This is a genomic window from Burkholderia sp. MSMB1072 (assembly GCF_001524725.1).
Taxonomy (GTDB): Bacteria; Pseudomonadota; Gammaproteobacteria; order Burkholderiales; family Burkholderiaceae; genus Burkholderia.
The window spans coordinates 83,825-98,390 of sequence record NZ_LOYC01000022.1 but is presented as its reverse complement, the minus strand read 5'-3'; the positions used below and the strand labels follow the sequence as shown (position 1 = coordinate 98,390).

Below are 14,566 nucleotides of genomic sequence, written 5' to 3'. Positions count from 1 at the left end.
GCAAGAACCGGGCCTGTTTGTTGCCGTACTCCAGCGGGCACGTATTGTAACTGAATCGCAAGCGGGCGCCGTATCGGGTCGATCCCCGTCGGCCACGCCAATATCTAGAAAATATAACGCGCAAATCGCGAAAAAGCGATGACGACGAAACCCTGCCCGGAAAAGGCGCCGCGCGACTGCCGCGGCCGCCTGCGAAGGCGGCCGGGCAGCGGGGGCGGCAGGCGCCCACGCGGGTCAGGCGAGGCAGGCGTCGAGGCCGTCGGTGATCAGGTCCTGCGGCAGGTCGACGCCGATGAACACCATCTTGTTGGTCTTCTTCTCGGCCGGCAGCCACTTGGCCGCGAGATCACTGCCCATCATCTGGTGCACGCCCTGGAACACGACCTTGCGGTCGACGCCCTTCATGTACAGCACGCCCTTGTAGCGCAGCATCCGCTCGCCGTAGATCTGCAGGATGCCGCCGAGGAAGTCTTCCAGCTTGTTCGGGTCGAACGGGCGGTCGTTGCGGTACACGAACGACTTGATCTTGTCGTCATGGTGCGCGTGGTGGTGATCGTGGTGGCCATGGCCATGGCCGTGGCCGTGATCGTGCGCGCATTGGCCGTGATCGTGGTCGCAACCGGCGTGATCGTGATCATGGTCGTGATCGTGGTGGGCGTGCGCGTGATCGTCCTCGGCGAGGAAATCGGGATCGATCTCGAGCTTCGCGTTCAGGTTGAAGCCGCGCAGGTCGAAGATTTCTTTGATGTCCGCTTCGCCGAAATTGACGATCTTGATCGCGGCCTTCGGGTTCATGTGCATCAGGCGGTGCTTGAGGCCGGCGACGGTCTGGTCGTCGACCAGGTCCGACTTCGTGATGAACAGGCGGTCGGCGAAACCGACCTGGCGCTGCACCACTTCGTGTTCGTCGAGCTGCGCGTTCGCGTGTTTCGCGTCGACCAGCGTGATGACGGCATCGAGCAGGAAATCGTCGGCGATTTCGCTGTCGATGAAGAACGTCTGCGCGACGGGGCCCGGGTTCGCGAGGCCGGTCGTCTCGATCACGATGCGGTCGAAGTCGAGCTTGCCTTCGCGCTTTTTCGCGGCCAGATCGCCGAGCGCGCGGGCAAGGTCGCCGCGGATCGTGCAGCAGATGCAGCCGTTGCTCATCTGGATGATCTGCTCGTTCGAATCCTGCACGAGGATTTCGTTGTCGATGTTCTCTTCGCCGAACTCGTTCTCGATCACGGCGATCTTCATGCCGTGCTGTTCGTTCAGGATGCGCTTGAGCAGCGTCGTCTTGCCGCTGCCGAGGAAGCCGGTAAGGATGGTGACGGGAGTGGCCATGTCGGTCGCCTGTGGTTCGTGAATCGGGGTCAAAACCAGGATGTGCGTCGCGCCCTCGCGCTGCGAGCCGGGGCGCACAACCATCCATTGAAACATACCTGTCAAGCCCCCGCCCGTCGTCCGGACGACAGGCGAAAGCACTGTGCCGCCAACGGCGGGTGGGCGCGGTTGTCCGCGCTAGATCGGGGCGATCAGACGATTTGCAACAGCAGGCCCTTCAGATATTCGCCCTCCGGGAACGCGGCGAGCAACGGATGGTCGACGCCCGCGCCGAGCCGCTTCAGGATGCGCGCGTCGACCTTCGCGTCGGCGGCCGCGCCCGCGACGATCTTCTGGAACAGGTCCATGTCGATCGCGCCCGAGCACGAGTACGTGAACAGCAGGCCGCCCGGGCGCAGCAGCCTGAAGCCGCTCAGGTTGATGTCCTTGTACGCGCGCGCCGCGCGATCGACGCTGTCGCGGGTCGGCGCGAACTTCGGCGGATCGAGCACGATCAGGTCGAAACGCTCGCCTTCGTCGACGAGGCGGCGCAGCGTCTTGAACGCATCGGCGTCGAGCCAGGTCGCGCGTTCGGCGTCGAAGCCGTTGGCCACGACGTTCTGCTGCGCGAGCGCGAGCGCGTCGCCCGACGAGTCGATCGACACGACGCGTTTCGCGCCGCCCTTGAGCGCCGCGAGCGAGAAGCCGCCGGTGTAGCAGAAGCAGTTCAGCACGTCGCGGCCGGCCGCGTACTGCGCGACGAGCGCGCGGTTGTCGCGCTGGTCGACGTAGAAGCCCGTCTTGTGGCCGTTCGGCACGTCGACGTGATAGCGCACGCCGTTTTCGTTCGCGATCAGCGTCGCGGGCGGCGCGTCGCCGGCCAGCACGCCGGTCGTCTGCTCGAGCCCTTCCTTGTCGCGGATCGACACGTCCGAGCGCTCGTACACGTTCGGGCAGCCGGTCGCGCCGACGAGCGCCGCGACGATCGCGTCCTTCCACGCTTCGACGCCGGCCGCCATGAACTGACACACGAGCTGGCCGCGCGGCGCGGCGCCCGGCTCGGCCGTGTCCGCGATGTAGTAGTCGACGATCAGCCCCGGCAGCCCGTCGGCCTCGCCGAACACGAGCCGTACCGCGCCCGTGCCCGACACCATCGTCGTGCGGTGCGCAACCGCGCGCTGCACGCGGCGCTTGAAGAACGCGTGATCGATCGGCTCGCTCTCGTCGAAGCTCCACACCCGCACGCGGATCTGCGACTGCGGGCTGTACGCACCGCGCGCGAGAAAGCGGCCGTCGTGCGCGCGCACGAGCACGGTCGCGCCGGGCGCGGGCTTGCCGTCGACGCGGTCGATCGCATTGGCGTAGATCCACGGATGGCGGCGCAGCAGCGATTTTTCCTTGGACGGCTTGAGGGTGACGGTTTGCATGATGAGATCGAAATGGGCCGGGCGCGACGCCGGCCGATGCCGGCCGCCGCGCGCGGCGGGTAACACGGGGCGCGCGTCAGTCGCGCTTCTTCGCGCGCGGATGCGCGCTGTCGTAAATCTTCGCGAGATGCTGGAAGTCGAGCGACGTATAGACCTGCGTCGCGGCGACGCTCGCGTGGCCCAGCAGTTCCTGCACCGCGCGCAGGTCGCCGCTCGACTGCAGCACGTGCGTCGCGAACGAGTGGCGCAGCACGTGCGGGTGGACGTTGGCGGGGATGCCGGCGGCGAGCGCCGCGCGCTTCACACGTTCGCGCACGACGCCCGGCGACATCCGGTTGCCGCGCACCGACAGGAACAGCGGATGCGGATCGTGCTTCACGAATTCGCCGCGCACCGCGAGCCACGCGTTCAGCGCGTCGATCGCCTTGCGGCCGACCGGCACCTTGCGCTCCTTGTTGCCCTTGCCGCGCACGGTGACTTCGGCTTCGGCGAGATCGAGCCAGCCGGCCGAGCGGTAGCCGTCGGCCTGCGCGTACCCGACGTCGAGCCCGACCAGTTCGGCGAGGCGCAGCCCCGACGAATAGAACAGCTCGAGGATCGCGTGGTCGCGGATGCCTTCGGTCGTTTCGGGCAGCGGCGTATCCATGAGTGCGACCGCATCGTCGACCGACAGCGCTTTGGGCAGCGATTTCTCGCGTTTGGGCGCGCGTACCCCGGCCACGGGATTCGCGGGCATCTCGATGCGCTGCGCGAACCAGCGATAGAACGCACGCCATGCGGAAAGCCGGTGCGAGATCGAGCGCGCGGACAGCCCGGCCGCGTGCGCGCGCACGACCGCGCCGCGCATGTCGGCGGCTGTCAATGCTTCGAGCGGCCGGCCGGCCGCGAGCTTCTTCAGTTCGTCGAGTTCGTGCGCGTACCCGCGCAGCGTGTGTTCCGACAGCTGCCTGACGTGCTGCAGGTTCGACAGGTAGGCGGCGATCGGATCGTCGGTCATCGCGTGCGGCGAATCAGTGCGGCAGCAGGCGCGTGAGCGCGGCGCTCGCGAGCGTCGCGATCTGCGCGAGGAAGTCGGTGGCCATCCCGTCGTGGAAGCGGCGCGGATCGGGCGAACCGAGCACCAGCAGGCCGAACGCGGGCGCGTCGTTGCCGGCGAGCGGCGCACGCAGCGCGAGCAGCGCGACCGACGCGGCCGAGCCGTCGCCGGCCGGCGCGGCCTCGGCGCCTTCCGCCGCGCTCGCGGCCGGGGCGGCGAGCGCGGGCGCGAGCCACTGGGCGGCCTCGAAGCCCGTGTTCGCGCCGCAGTACGGCGTCGACAGGCCGTTCGTGAACAGGCGCACTTCCTCGCCGACCTGGCGTGCGAAGTCGGCTTGCGCGTAGGTGTCGGCCACATCCCACACGCGCAGCGCCGTTTGCGGCACGTCGAACACGTCGGCGATGCCGTCGGCGATCGTGCGCGGCAGCGCGTACGGATCGCGCTCCGCGATCACGCGCGCGGTCCAGCGGCTGAACTTCGCGGACAGGCTGTCGTTCTCGTGCCCGTAGCGCACGAGCTCGGCGAGCCGGCGTTCGAGGTGCTTGTTCTTGTCGCGCAGCATCTCCATCTGCCGCTCCTGCAGCGAGATCGCGGCTTTGCCGTGCGGGTTCGCGAGACGGATCGTCGCGAGCAGCTCGGCGTGCTGCGCGAAGAATTCGGGATTGGCGAGCAGGTAGTCGGCGACTTCGCGATCGTTCATGTGGCTGGAGCGTTCAGTTATCAAGGACGTTGCAGGGTCAGGCGATCAGGTCGATCTCGCCTTCGAACACGGTCGCGGCGGGGCCGGCCATCGTCAGCGCGGCGGCTTCGTCGCGCGCGCCGTCCCAGCCGATCGTGAGCGTGCCGCCGTGCGTGTGCACGGTCACGGGCGAATCGAGCAGGCCGCGCCGGATGCCGGCCGCGACCGCCGCGCACGCGCCGGTGCCGCACGCGAGCGTCTCGCCCGTGCCGCGTTCGTACACGCGCAGCTTCACTTCGCGGCGCGACACGATCTGCATGAAACCGGCGTTCACGCGCTGCGGGAAGCGCGCATGGCGCTCGATCAGCGGGCCTTCTTCCAGCACGGGATACGCTTCGGCGTCGTCGACGACCTGCACCGCGTGCGGGTTGCCCATCGACACCGTCGAGATCCAGCGCGTCGCGCCGCCGACGTCGAGCGGCCACAGCGTGTCGTTGCCGTCGGTCCGGCCGTCGAGGCCCGATGCATCGAACGGCACCTGCGCCGGCGCGAACACGGGCGCACCCATGTCGACGACGACTTCGCCGTTGTCCTGCATCGTCAGCGTGATCAGGCCCTTCATGACCTGCACGCGCACGCTGCGCTTGTCGGTCAGGCCGCGGTCGCTGACGAACTTCACGAAACAGCGCGCGCCGTTGCCGCAGTGCTCGACCTCGCCGCCGTCGCAATTGAAGATCCGGTACTTGAAATCCGCGCCGTCGACGGTCGGTTTCTCGACCAGCAGCAACTGATCGGCGCCGATGCCGAAGTGGCGGTTGGCGAGCGCGCGCACCTGCGCATCGGTGAGCGGCGGCAGCGCGCGCGAATAGCCGTCGAGCACGACGAAGTCGTTGCCCGCGCCGTGCATCTTGGTGAACGAGAGTTTCACTGGGTCCGGAATTCCATGGCGAACAAGGCGGTCGGCACGGCCGGCCGGTGGCCGCGCCGGGGCGGCCTCGTTCGTCGTGCTGATCTCAACCGCAAATGATACATGCAGCCGACAGGGGCGTCCTGCGTGGGCGACCGGTTTGTACCGCGGGCGAAGGCGGGCAGGGAGCGGTATCTGCCGATCGGTCGACTGGTCGCATGTGAGGCGGGTGAGCAAATTGATGCGGTGTGGCGAACCTGTCGCGGCGGGCGCAAGGCTCGGCGAAAACAGCGGACGGGCGGGACGCGCACTTTCGTACAGGTCAAATTGAGAGCGCAATCGAGCGATTCGTATAGTGTGGCTATACGCATGGGCCATGCTGTCGGCATCGCGACTCGAATGTGGGAGATCCATGATCAAGTCGTGGCAGCACAAGGGGCTGGAAGTGTTTTTCACGAGCGGGAACAAGGCGGGCATCCGGCCCGGCCATGCCCCGAGGTTACGGCGCCAGCTCGCACGTCTCGACGCTGCGAGCCGGCCGCTCGACATGAACGTGCCGGGCTGGCGCTTTCACGGCCTGGCCCGAGGGCTGGACGGCCATTACGCGGCGAGCGTGAGCAGCAACTGGCGTTTGACGTTCAGCTTCGACGGAGCCGATGCCGTCCTGGTCGATTACCAGCACTACCATCGAGGTGATTCAAGCCATGACTCGCATCTTCAATCCACCGCATCCGGGCGAAGCGCTGCGCGAGGACGTGCTACCGGCGCTGGGCCTGACTGTCACCGAGGCTGCCGCGCAACTTGGCGTCACGCGCGCGGCGCTGTCGCGCATCCTGCACGGCCATGCAGGAATCTCGCCGGAAATGGCGCTGCGCCTCGAGGCATGGCTCGGCGAGGAGAATGGCGGCCGTGCGGATCTGTGGCTCGCGCAGCAATCCGCCTACAATCTGTGGCAGGCACGCGCGAAAGGCGTGCCGAAGGTAACCAGAGTGCGGACGCGCGCGTGACCGTGCGCCCGCAGGCCGATGCTGCTCAGTAGAGGCTCGGCTCGCCGGGCGGGCGCGTCTTGAAGCGCTTGTGCACCCAGTAATACTGCTCGGGCATCAGCGGAATCTGTTCCTCGAGGAATTCGTTCATCCGCCGCGCGTCGAGATCGTCGTCGCCGGTCGGGTAGTGATCCCACGGCTTGAATACCTTCAGACGATAGCCCTTGTAGTTCGGCAGCACCTCGCCGATGAACGGCACGACTTGCGCGCGGCCCGTCTTCGCGAGCCGGCCGACGGCCGTCAGCGTGCACGCCGGCACGCCGAAGAACGGCACGAACGTCGAATTGCGCAGCCCGTAGTCCATGTCGGCGCCGAGCATCACCGGCTTGCGGTCGCGCAGCCAGCGCAGCACGACGCGCGCGCTGTCCGCGCGGCCGACCATCTCGGCGTCGAAGCGCCCGCGCGCCTTCTTCGCCTCTTCCTCGAGCACCGCGTTCGAGAACGGCTGGTACAGCGATCCGCAGCGGCGCTGCAGCGACCGGTTGAGCCAGATCGAACCGGCTTCGATGCCGACGAAGTGCAGGCCGAGGAACAGCGTCGGCGGCAGGTCGGGATCGGTGAGATCGACCGCGCTGTCGACCTGGATCAGTTTCGCGAGCTTTTTCTCCGAGCCGAACCACTGCACGCTGCGCTCGACGTAGCTGCGGATCGCATGGCGGAAATGCCGGCCCGCCACGTCCTCGCGCCGCTCGTCGCTCCAGTCGGGGAAGCAGAGTTTCAGATTCGTATGTACGATGCGCTTTCGCCGGCTGGGGATCTGATACAGCAGCCAGCCGAGGCCGTCGCCGAACCGTGCGGTCAGGCCGTACGGCAGCAGGGCGAGCAGCTTCAGCAAGCCGATGGCGAGGTGCGTGCCGAGGCGGCCTAGCATGCGAAAGCTCCGTAGGGCCGGCTGGCCGGCACGTTGCGAACAGGGTGGTAAGACAGCGGAAGATGCAGCACGGGCGGCGCTCTGTGACAATTCAGGAAAGCCGCTATAATACGGGCTTCGCCGAGTTAACTGACAACTTGCGGGGCGAAGCCGGCTGGCGCGACACGCGCTGCCCGGTCCTGGTAATCCGCTAAAGCGTCGCCGCTTCAGGCCCAACGAAGCTGGCTACGTGAAACCAACCGTAACCACACAGGAGCCTGAAAAAGTGGCAAACGATTATCTCTTCACGTCCGAATCCGTCTCCGAAGGCCATCCGGACAAGGTCGCGGACCAAATCTCGGACGCGATTCTCGACGCCATCCTCGAGCAGGACAAATACTCCCGCGTTGCGGCCGAAACGCTGTGCAACACGGGTCTCGTCGTGCTGGCCGGTGAAATCACCACGACGGCCAACATCGATTACATCCAGATCGCGCGCGACACGATCAAGCGCATCGGCTACGACAACACCGACTACGGCATCGACTACAAGGGTTGCGCGGTGCTCGTCGCGTACGACAAGCAGTCGCCGGACATCGCGCAGGGCGTCGATCGCGCACACGACGACAACCTCGATCAAGGCGCGGGCGACCAGGGCCTGATGTTCGGCTATGCGTGCGACGAAACGCCGGAACTGATGCCGCTGCCGATCTACCTGTCGCACCGCCTCGTCGAGCGCCAGGCCAGCCTGCGCCGCGACGGTCGCCTGCAATGGCTGCGTCCGGACGCGAAGTCGCAGGTGACGGTCCGCTATGTCGACGGCAAGCCCGATTCGATCGACACCGTCGTGCTGTCGACGCAGCACGCGCCGGACATCGAACTGCCCGCGCTGCGCGAAGCCGTGATCGAGGAAATCATCAAGCCGACGCTGCCCGCCGACCTGATCAAGGGCGACATCAAGTTCCTCGTGAACCCGACCGGCCGGTTCGTGATCGGCGGCCCGCAGGGCGATTGCGGCCTGACCGGCCGCAAGATCATCGTCGACACGTACGGCGGTGCCGCACCGCACGGCGGCGGCGCGTTCTCGGGCAAGGATCCGTCGAAGGTCGACCGCTCGGCTGCCTATGCCGGCCGCTACGTCGCGAAGAACATCGTTGCCGCCGGCCTCGCGTCGCGCGCGCTGATCCAGGTGTCGTACGCGATCGGCGTGGCCGAGCCGACCTCGGTGATGGTCAACACGTTCGGCACGGGCCGCGTGTCGGATGCGGTGATCACGAAGCTCGTGCGCGAGCATTTCGACCTGCGTCCGAAGGGCATCATCAAGATGCTCGACCTGCTGCGCCCGATCTATGAGAAGACCGCGGCTTACGGCCACTTCGGCCGCGAAGAGCCGGAATTCTCGTGGGAAGCGACCGACAAGGCGCTCGCGCTGGCCGAAGCAGCCGGTGTGGAGCCGACGGCACGCGTCGCGTAAGCGTCGTTCGCCTGAAATGAAAAACCCCGGCCTGGCCGGGGTTTTTTTATGGATTTCGGTCGCCGATGCAATGGCGGCGATCGGTGCGGGCCATGCCCGCCAGGCATTCGCTCAGCGTGCGCCGAACCCGAACCAGCCGTTGCTCGCCGCGAGGCGGCGCGGGCGGTTGACGCGGCGCTGCGGGCCGAGCGTGCGGCGCAGCGCGAGCGCGCGCAGCGACGACGGCTTCTGCAGCAGCGAGCGCAGGCCGGCGCGGCGCGCGAACGTCTGCGCGCTCATCATCGAGAAAAACGCGTGGAACCACGCACGGATGCCGTCCAGCCGGCTGTGCGTGTGCGTACGCTCGGCCAGCGCCTGCGTGCGTGCGCGGTGATGGCGCAGCGAGCGGGCAGGAGCGGACGGCACGACGCGCTTCGCAGCGCGGTTGAAACGGGAAGTCAGACGGAATGGCATGTGAACGATGCTTCGCTTGTATGGGTGGCGCCCTGAAGAGCGCACTGGTATGAACGGCCTCGGATGGCACAACGGATCTTATCGGATCCCGCTGCGCGCCGCCCCCGCCAGAATTGACAGGCCGCGTCAGGCTACAGGGGTTTCGTGACGGGCAAAAGTCGCGATAAACCCTTGTGCTGCAACGCGTGTGCCGCATACCGCCTGTCGCTGAGGCAGGTGCCGCGTCGCACAGTTCCCTTGACCCGGATCAAAGCCGTGATTGGCATGCCCCTGCGCACGACAATGGTGCTGTTCGCGGTATCCGGCGCCGATTTACAATCGTCACATTCACACAATAAACGTCTGGCATCCCATGTCGTCTCCATTGCAGTCGGAATCGATCCGCGCGCAGGTCGCGGAATTGCGCGAGCGCGGCTTCGTCGTCGCGCGCGGCCTCGTCGGCGAGGAGCAGTGCGCGGCGCTCAGGCAGATCGCGGAGCGTCAGTTGCGGGAGGCCGCCGAGCCGATCGAGTTCGAGGCCGACCTGCGCTACCCGGGCGCGCCCGAATCGAAGCATGCGCCGGGCGGGCATACGGTGCGGCGGCTGCTCGATGCGTATTCGCGCGATCCGGCGTTTGCCGAGCGCGCGGTCGCTCCTGAAATCGGCGCGTGGATGCGCGAGTATTTCGGTGAAGAGCCCGTGCTGTCGCGCGCGCATCACAACTGCATGATGACGAAGCACCCGGCGTACGGCAGCCTGACCGGCTGGCATCGCGATTTCCGCTACTGGGCGTTCGAGCGCCCGGACATGGTGTCGGTGTGGCTCGCCCTTGGGCCTGAAACCAACGAGAACGGCGCGTTGTGGCTCGTGCCGGGTTCGCATACGGCCGAATTCGGGCCGGAAGCGTTCGACGACGCGAAGTTCTTCCGCGGCGATCTGCCGGAAAACCGCAGGATGATCGACGCGGCCACGTGTCCGTCGCTAGAGACGGGCGATGTCGTGTTCTTTCACTGCAACACGCTGCATTCGGCCGGGCAGAACCGTTCCGACCAGGTGAAGTTCTCGCTCGTGTACACGTATCACGGCGCAAGCAACCGGCCGGTGCCCGGCACGCGCTCGGCGTCGAAGCCGGAAGTGCAGTTCTAGGTCAGGAGCGGAGCGGCAGGGTGTTGCCGCCCCCGATCACGCGATGCGGCGCATCGCGCGCGAATGAAGCAACGGGCGGCGTGGCCGCCCGTTTCGCTTGGTGCGGCCCGCGCGCGTGAGGCAGACGGGCGGGCGTCGCGATGCGCAGCGATCAGCGCTTGCTGCCCGGCATCGCGAGGCCGATCAGGCCGGCGAACGACGCGACGGCGCCGCCGACGATCAGCAGGATCGTCTTCGTCGCGGGCGAGCCGGTGAAGAAGCGCGACACGTTGTCGTTGATCGAATGGAACGACTGGCCGCCGAAATACAGCAGCACGATGCCGCCGACGAGCAGTGCAACCGAGATGACCCGGGACATACCAACCTCGCTGAAACGGTGATTCGAGACGCCGCAGTGTAGGCGACGGCCGCGGTCGCGTCCATCGCCGTGCCGCCGTGCGCGATCCGGCCGCTTTCGCTACCATAGTCGTCGTATGACTCCTTCGCCGCCGTCACGCCATGTGCGCGGCCGGCGCGCGCCCCTTCCCCTGATGTCCTGACGGAACAGACTCATGGCCTACGAAGCAGCTTCCGAACGTTATGCCGGCATGCAATACCGCACCTGCGGCAAATCCGGGCTCAAACTGCCCGCCCTGTCGCTTGGTCTGTGGCACAACTTCGGCGACTCGACGCCGATCTCGACGCAGCGCGAGATTCTGCGCACCGCGTTCGACCTCGGCATCAACCACTTCGACCTCGCGAACAACTACGGGCCGCCGTACGGCAGCGCCGAAATCAATTTCGGCCGGCTGCTGAAGGAGGATTTCCGGCCGTATCGCGACGAGCTGCTGATCTCGACGAAGGCCGGCTGGGACATGTGGCCGGGGCCGTACGGCAGCGGCGGCGGATCGCGCAAGTACGTGCTCGCGAGTCTCGACCAGAGCCTGCAGCGGATGGGGCTCGACTACGTCGACATCTTCTATTCGCACCGTTTCGACGCGCACACGCCGCTCGAGGAAACGGCGGGCGCACTGGCGTCGGCCGTGCAGCAGGGCAAGGCGCTCTACATCGGCATCTCGTCGTATTCGGCCGCGAAGACGCGCGAGATGGCCGAGCTGCTCGCGCAATACAAGGTGCCGCTGCTGATTCACCAGCCTTCGTACAACATGCTGAACCGCTGGATCGAGCGCGACCTGCTCGGCACGCTCGACGAAGTCGGCGCGGGCAGCATCGCGTTCACGCCGCTCGCGCAGGGCTTGCTGACGTCGAAGTATCTGAATGGCGTGCCGGCCGACGCGCGCGTGAACAAGCCGGGCGGCGGCTCGCTGAAGCAGGAACACCTGAGCGCGGACAACCTCGAGCATGTGCGCAAGCTCAACACGATCGCCGAACGGCGCGGGCAGAGCCTTGCGCAGATGGCCTTGGCGTGGGTGTTGCGTAACGGCCGCGTGACGTCCGCGCTGATTGGCGCGAGCCGCGCGGAGCAGGTGCGCGAGAACGTCGGGGCGTTGAAGAACCTCGAATTCTCGGCGGAGGAGCTCGCCGAGATCGATCGTTACGCGACGGAAGGCGGCATCAATCTGTGGGAAAAGCCGTCCACCGATCAGGCGATCTGATCGGGAGTCGATACGGCATGCGAAACGTCGCGTGCCGTGTCGCCGACCCGCGGACCGTACGTCGCGTCGCTGCGATGCAGCGACGCACGTCGCGCGCTGGCGGCGCGCTAGATCAGCGCAGGCAGGCCTTCAACGAGCAGCACCGCGACGCCGACGCCGAGAATGACGCCGAGTACGCGCAGCAGGTTGTGACGGAATTGGGTCGCGCACGGCACCGCGCCGAGAAATAGCGCTCCGGCCAGCGCCATCGGAATCAACAGGATGAAGTCGCCGATCGTGAAATAGGTCGTCATGCGTGTCTCCAGTGTCGACCGAAGTGGGCGCTTCAGTGTTGCCTTGGCGGCTCCATCCCTGCGGGATATCGGCCCGAAACGGCACGCGTGCGCTCACCCCGGCCCCATGCCGGGTGTTTCTAGTTGGTCCGGCCCGTTGCGTGCGGGCCGTCCATTCGAGTATAGGCAACCGGCGGCGCTTTTCGCTATCCGAACCATTAAAAATCAGCGGAAAGCCGCGGGAAGCACGCGTTTTTCGTGCAAGCAAGACGAACGCCTTGCACGTATCTTTCCCGTTCCTTTCGGTTCTCGCGGAATCGTCGTACGTGTCCGATGCGGGCCGCCGCACCCGCAGGCGCGGCGGCCCGCCGCTCAGGCGCGCTCGGGTTGCGATCGTGCGGCCGGCGCGCGGAACACGAGCGCGAGCCCGGCGACGATCGCGCTCATGCCGGCGAGCGCGAGCGGCTCGGGCCGATTGCCGAGCCACACGGCATCCATCAGCGTGGTGACGACGGGCACGAGATAGAACAGGCTCGTCACGTTCACGAGATCGCCGCGCTGCATCAATCGGTAGAACAGCAGTTGCGCGATCACCGAAATCACGATGCCGAGCCACAGTAGCGGCACGACGAACGCCCAGCTCGTGTCGAACGACACCGGCCGGAACGGCGCGATCGCGACGCACAGTGCGAGGCCGATCGCATTCTGCAGCGGCAGCACGTCGGCGGGCGCCGCGCGTGCGCGTTTTTGCAGCAGCGAGCCGACGGTCAGCGCGACGAGTGCCGTGAGTGCGCACGCGATACCGGCAGCCGACAGGCCGCCCTTCCCGCCGTTCATGCCGCCCACGCCACGGCCGACGACGAGCGCGAGGCCGGCGAGCGACAGCGCGAGCCCCGCGATGCGCAGCGGCTGCCAGCGACGCTCGACGATCGCGAGCGTGAGGATCGGCTGCACGCCGAGGATCGTCGCGAGCACGCCGGGCGCGATGCCGCGCTCGAGCGCGAGCAGGTAGAAGATCGAATAGCCGCCCATCATCAGCAAGCCGGTCAGCGCGGCCATGCGCCGCTCGCCGTGCGGCGGCAGCCAGCGCTTGCGCACGAAGGCCAGCGCGAGCAGCACGAGCGATGCGAGCGCGAAACGGGCAGTGAGAAAGGCGAACGCGGATGCGTGACGCAGACCGAGTTCAGCGAAGATCGCCCCGCTGCTCCACAGCAGCACGAAGAGCGACGTCGCGCCATGCGCGGCAAGCGCGCGTTTGAACGAAACCATGTGAATCCACCTGTCGAACGGATCGAAACGTTCCATCCGCGCGCGCGGCAACATGCCGTGCGTCACGACGCACGCACCTGCAGCCAACGAGGCGAATGGAAGACGAAAACGGAAGCCGGCCGGTCAGCCGGCGCGTGCCGCCGGCGGGGGCGGCGCAGCGCTGACGAGCGGCGGTGCGACAGGAGGGGGAAGGACCGACGGATGCGCGCACGCCTGCGGCCGCGAGTCGAACTGCGGCCGGGATTTGGCAAGGGCGGACGTGAGCGGATGCATCGTGTCGGAATGCGAGTGAACGCGAACGAAAGCCTAAGGTACCGCAAGGCAAGCGCCGAACGCAACTCCTGTCGGCGGCTGCATGTTGCCGGCGATATGTTGCGCCGATGCAGGCCGACGCCGGTGCGCCGGCCGCTGCGCACGCAAGCATTCGACAAACGGCGAAAGGCGATCGACATGCGACGCGCGCGAGGCGATGTCGGCGCCGATCGCAGGGCGTGTGCCGATGGTCCTGCACGGAAGAAGCGAAGCGGTATGCGCGTTGCGTCAATTCCGTGCGCGCGGCACGGCCGGGCGGTTTCGGTGGGCGGTCACATTCGACAGGGTATGATGGGGGTAACCGGGCAGGCAAGTACGAGCCCGGCGCAGTGGTTGATTGGAGACATTCGACGAATTCGCGGCATTTCGCCTGCTTCTTCTTCTTTTCGCGCTTCGATAAACCGTGAACAATGGGATCACGCGCAACGCTCCGTCGAGAGCGGCGCGGATCGTGCATTTGCCGGCTCGCCAGCGGGCCGGGTTTCAAGATTCAAGAGTGGGGAACCATCATGCATATCGGGTCGATCGTCTGCACTACCCATATCGCGGTGCCGAAAGGCGCGCGCGGCATCGTCCAGCGCATCCTGGGCGACATGGCCATGGTGACCTGGTACGCGGGCGTGCCGGGTGAGTCGAAAGAACTCAACACCGAGCCGTTCTTTCTCGAGGATCTGATCGACACCGGCGAATCCGTCCTGCCGGCCGGCGCGGCGCTTCACTAGGGCCTGTTCGCGCTAGCAACGGGCTCGCGAACGCACCTTTCACCCCGTCCCCCAAGGGGACTTCCTTCGGGCGCGTGCAAGAAGAGAGGAGGT

General features: G+C 66.9%; 15 protein-coding genes and 1 pseudogene. 6 read left to right on the top strand and 10 right to left on the bottom strand.

Annotation, left to right across the window (positions count from 1 at the left end; genetic code table 11):
• Positions 1 to 234: 234 nt before the first annotated feature.
• From WS89_RS11615 to dapF, 5 genes are all read right to left on the bottom strand, one after another.
• Positions 235 to 1,326 (bottom strand): CobW family GTP-binding protein, encoded by a 1,092-nt coding sequence (locus WS89_RS11615; protein WP_059791062.1) that lies wholly within the window; start codon positions 1,324 to 1,326, stop codon positions 235 to 237.
• Positions 1,327 to 1,517: 191 nt separating this feature from the next.
• A complete protein-coding gene (locus tag WS89_RS11610) occupies positions 1,518 to 2,732 on the bottom strand; it encodes a class I SAM-dependent rRNA methyltransferase (protein ID WP_059500587.1) in 1,215 nt (404 codons plus the stop codon).
• Between the two features lie 76 nt (positions 2,733 to 2,808).
• On the bottom strand, positions 2,809 to 3,729 hold the full coding sequence (gene xerC / locus WS89_RS11605; protein WP_059500588.1) for a tyrosine recombinase XerC: 921 nt from the start codon (positions 3,727 to 3,729) through the stop codon (positions 2,809 to 2,811).
• A gap of 13 nt (positions 3,730 to 3,742) precedes the next feature.
• The gene (locus tag WS89_RS11600) at positions 3,743 to 4,468 is read right to left on the bottom strand and encodes a DUF484 family protein (protein WP_059500589.1); all 726 of its coding nucleotides are present in this window, start codon (positions 4,466 to 4,468) and stop codon (positions 3,743 to 3,745) included.
• 37 nt (positions 4,469 to 4,505) lie between these two features.
• Entirely contained in the window at positions 4,506 to 5,375 is an 870-nt protein-coding gene (gene dapF / locus WS89_RS11595) for a diaminopimelate epimerase (RefSeq protein ID WP_059791060.1), read from the bottom strand.
• A gap of 391 nt (positions 5,376 to 5,766) precedes the next feature.
• Here dapF and WS89_RS32220 point away from each other — a divergent pair.
• Together WS89_RS32220 and WS89_RS11590 are read left to right on the top strand one after the other, a co-directional pair.
• Positions 5,767 to 6,042, top strand: a pseudogene (locus tag WS89_RS32220) (type II toxin-antitoxin system RelE/ParE family toxin); the annotation flags it as partial.
• 16 nt (positions 6,043 to 6,058) lie between these two features.
• Complete coding sequence (locus WS89_RS11590; RefSeq protein WP_059791058.1) at positions 6,059 to 6,361, top strand: HigA family addiction module antitoxin; 303 nt, start codon at positions 6,059 to 6,061, stop codon at positions 6,359 to 6,361.
• A 25-nt stretch (positions 6,362 to 6,386) separates the two neighbouring features.
• Here the strand turns inward: WS89_RS11590 and lpxL are convergent, their stop codons facing one another.
• Entirely contained in the window at positions 6,387 to 7,271 is an 885-nt protein-coding gene (gene lpxL, locus WS89_RS11585) for a lauroyl acyltransferase LpxL (protein ID WP_059791056.1), read from the bottom strand.
• 265 nt (positions 7,272 to 7,536) lie between these two features.
• On the opposite strand from lpxL, the gene metK reads away from it, so the two are divergent.
• The gene (metK, locus tag WS89_RS11580) at positions 7,537 to 8,724 is read left to right on the top strand and encodes a methionine adenosyltransferase (RefSeq protein WP_006482984.1); all 1,188 of its coding nucleotides are present in this window, start codon (positions 7,537 to 7,539) and stop codon (positions 8,722 to 8,724) included.
• A gap of 111 nt (positions 8,725 to 8,835) precedes the next feature.
• On the opposite strand, the gene WS89_RS11575 is transcribed toward metK, so the two are convergent.
• Positions 8,836 to 9,177, bottom strand: a complete 342-nt coding sequence (locus WS89_RS11575) for a hypothetical protein (protein ID WP_034208660.1) — start codon at positions 9,175 to 9,177, stop codon at positions 8,836 to 8,838.
• Positions 9,178 to 9,529: 352 nt separating this feature from the next.
• Here WS89_RS11575 and WS89_RS11570 point away from each other — a divergent pair, with 352 nt between their 5' ends.
• Positions 9,530 to 10,303, top strand: coding sequence for a phytanoyl-CoA dioxygenase family protein (locus tag WS89_RS11570; protein ID WP_059791054.1), 774 nt, complete (start codon positions 9,530 to 9,532; stop codon positions 10,301 to 10,303).
• A gap of 151 nt (positions 10,304 to 10,454) precedes the next feature.
• On the opposite strand, the gene WS89_RS11565 is transcribed toward WS89_RS11570, so the two are convergent.
• The gene (locus WS89_RS11565; protein ID WP_034208658.1) at positions 10,455 to 10,661 is read right to left on the bottom strand and encodes a DUF3185 family protein; all 207 of its coding nucleotides are present in this window, start codon (positions 10,659 to 10,661) and stop codon (positions 10,455 to 10,457) included.
• A 193-nt stretch (positions 10,662 to 10,854) separates the two neighbouring features.
• Between WS89_RS11565 and mgrA the strand changes: the two genes are divergently transcribed.
• Positions 10,855 to 11,898, top strand: coding sequence for an L-glyceraldehyde 3-phosphate reductase (gene mgrA, locus WS89_RS11560; RefSeq protein ID WP_059791052.1), 1,044 nt, complete (start codon positions 10,855 to 10,857; stop codon positions 11,896 to 11,898).
• 107 nt (positions 11,899 to 12,005) lie between these two features.
• On the opposite strand, the gene WS89_RS11555 is transcribed toward mgrA, so the two are convergent.
• Both WS89_RS11555 and WS89_RS11550 read right to left on the bottom strand, forming a co-directional pair.
• Positions 12,006 to 12,191: a hypothetical protein gene (locus WS89_RS11555; protein ID WP_006482800.1), complete on the bottom strand. Its 186-nt coding sequence runs from the start codon at positions 12,189 to 12,191 to the stop codon at positions 12,006 to 12,008.
• 351 nt (positions 12,192 to 12,542) lie between these two features.
• Positions 12,543 to 13,439: a DMT family transporter gene (locus WS89_RS11550; RefSeq protein ID WP_059791146.1), complete on the bottom strand. Its 897-nt coding sequence runs from the start codon at positions 13,437 to 13,439 to the stop codon at positions 12,543 to 12,545.
• Positions 13,440 to 14,260: 821 nt separating this feature from the next.
• Here WS89_RS11550 and WS89_RS11545 point away from each other — a divergent pair.
• A complete protein-coding gene (locus WS89_RS11545) occupies positions 14,261 to 14,473 on the top strand; it encodes a hypothetical protein (RefSeq protein ID WP_006477514.1) in 213 nt (70 codons plus the stop codon).
• The last annotated feature ends 93 nt before the right edge of the window (positions 14,474 to 14,566 follow it).

Coding starts and splice junctions, on each gene's coding strand:
- WS89_RS11610 (WP_059500587.1), bottom strand. CDS start 2,732: ATGCAAACCGTCACCCTCAAGCCGTCCAAGGAAAAATCGCTGCTGCGC.
- lpxL (WP_059791056.1), bottom strand. CDS start 7,271: ATGCTAGGCCGCCTCGGCACGCACCTCGCCATCGGCTTGCTGAAGCTG.
- WS89_RS11545 (WP_006477514.1), top strand. CDS start 14,261: ATGCATATCGGGTCGATCGTCTGCACTACCCATATCGCGGTGCCGAAA.
- WS89_RS11590 (WP_059791058.1), top strand. CDS start 6,059: ATGACTCGCATCTTCAATCCACCGCATCCGGGCGAAGCGCTGCGCGAG.
- WS89_RS11615 (WP_059791062.1), bottom strand. CDS start 1,326: ATGGCCACTCCCGTCACCATCCTTACCGGCTTCCTCGGCAGCGGCAAG.
- WS89_RS11550 (WP_059791146.1), bottom strand. CDS start 13,439: ATGGTTTCGTTCAAACGCGCGCTTGCCGCGCATGGCGCGACGTCGCTC.
- WS89_RS11575 (WP_034208660.1), bottom strand. CDS start 9,177: ATGCCATTCCGTCTGACTTCCCGTTTCAACCGCGCTGCGAAGCGCGTC.
- xerC (WP_059500588.1), bottom strand. CDS start 3,729: ATGACCGACGATCCGATCGCCGCCTACCTGTCGAACCTGCAGCACGTC.
- WS89_RS11555 (WP_006482800.1), bottom strand. CDS start 12,191: ATGACGACCTATTTCACGATCGGCGACTTCATCCTGTTGATTCCGATG.
- mgrA (WP_059791052.1), top strand. CDS start 10,855: ATGGCCTACGAAGCAGCTTCCGAACGTTATGCCGGCATGCAATACCGC.
- WS89_RS11570 (WP_059791054.1), top strand. CDS start 9,530: ATGTCGTCTCCATTGCAGTCGGAATCGATCCGCGCGCAGGTCGCGGAA.
- WS89_RS11565 (WP_034208658.1), bottom strand. CDS start 10,661: ATGTCCCGGGTCATCTCGGTTGCACTGCTCGTCGGCGGCATCGTGCTG.
- WS89_RS11600 (WP_059500589.1), bottom strand. CDS start 4,468: ATGAACGATCGCGAAGTCGCCGACTACCTGCTCGCCAATCCCGAATTC.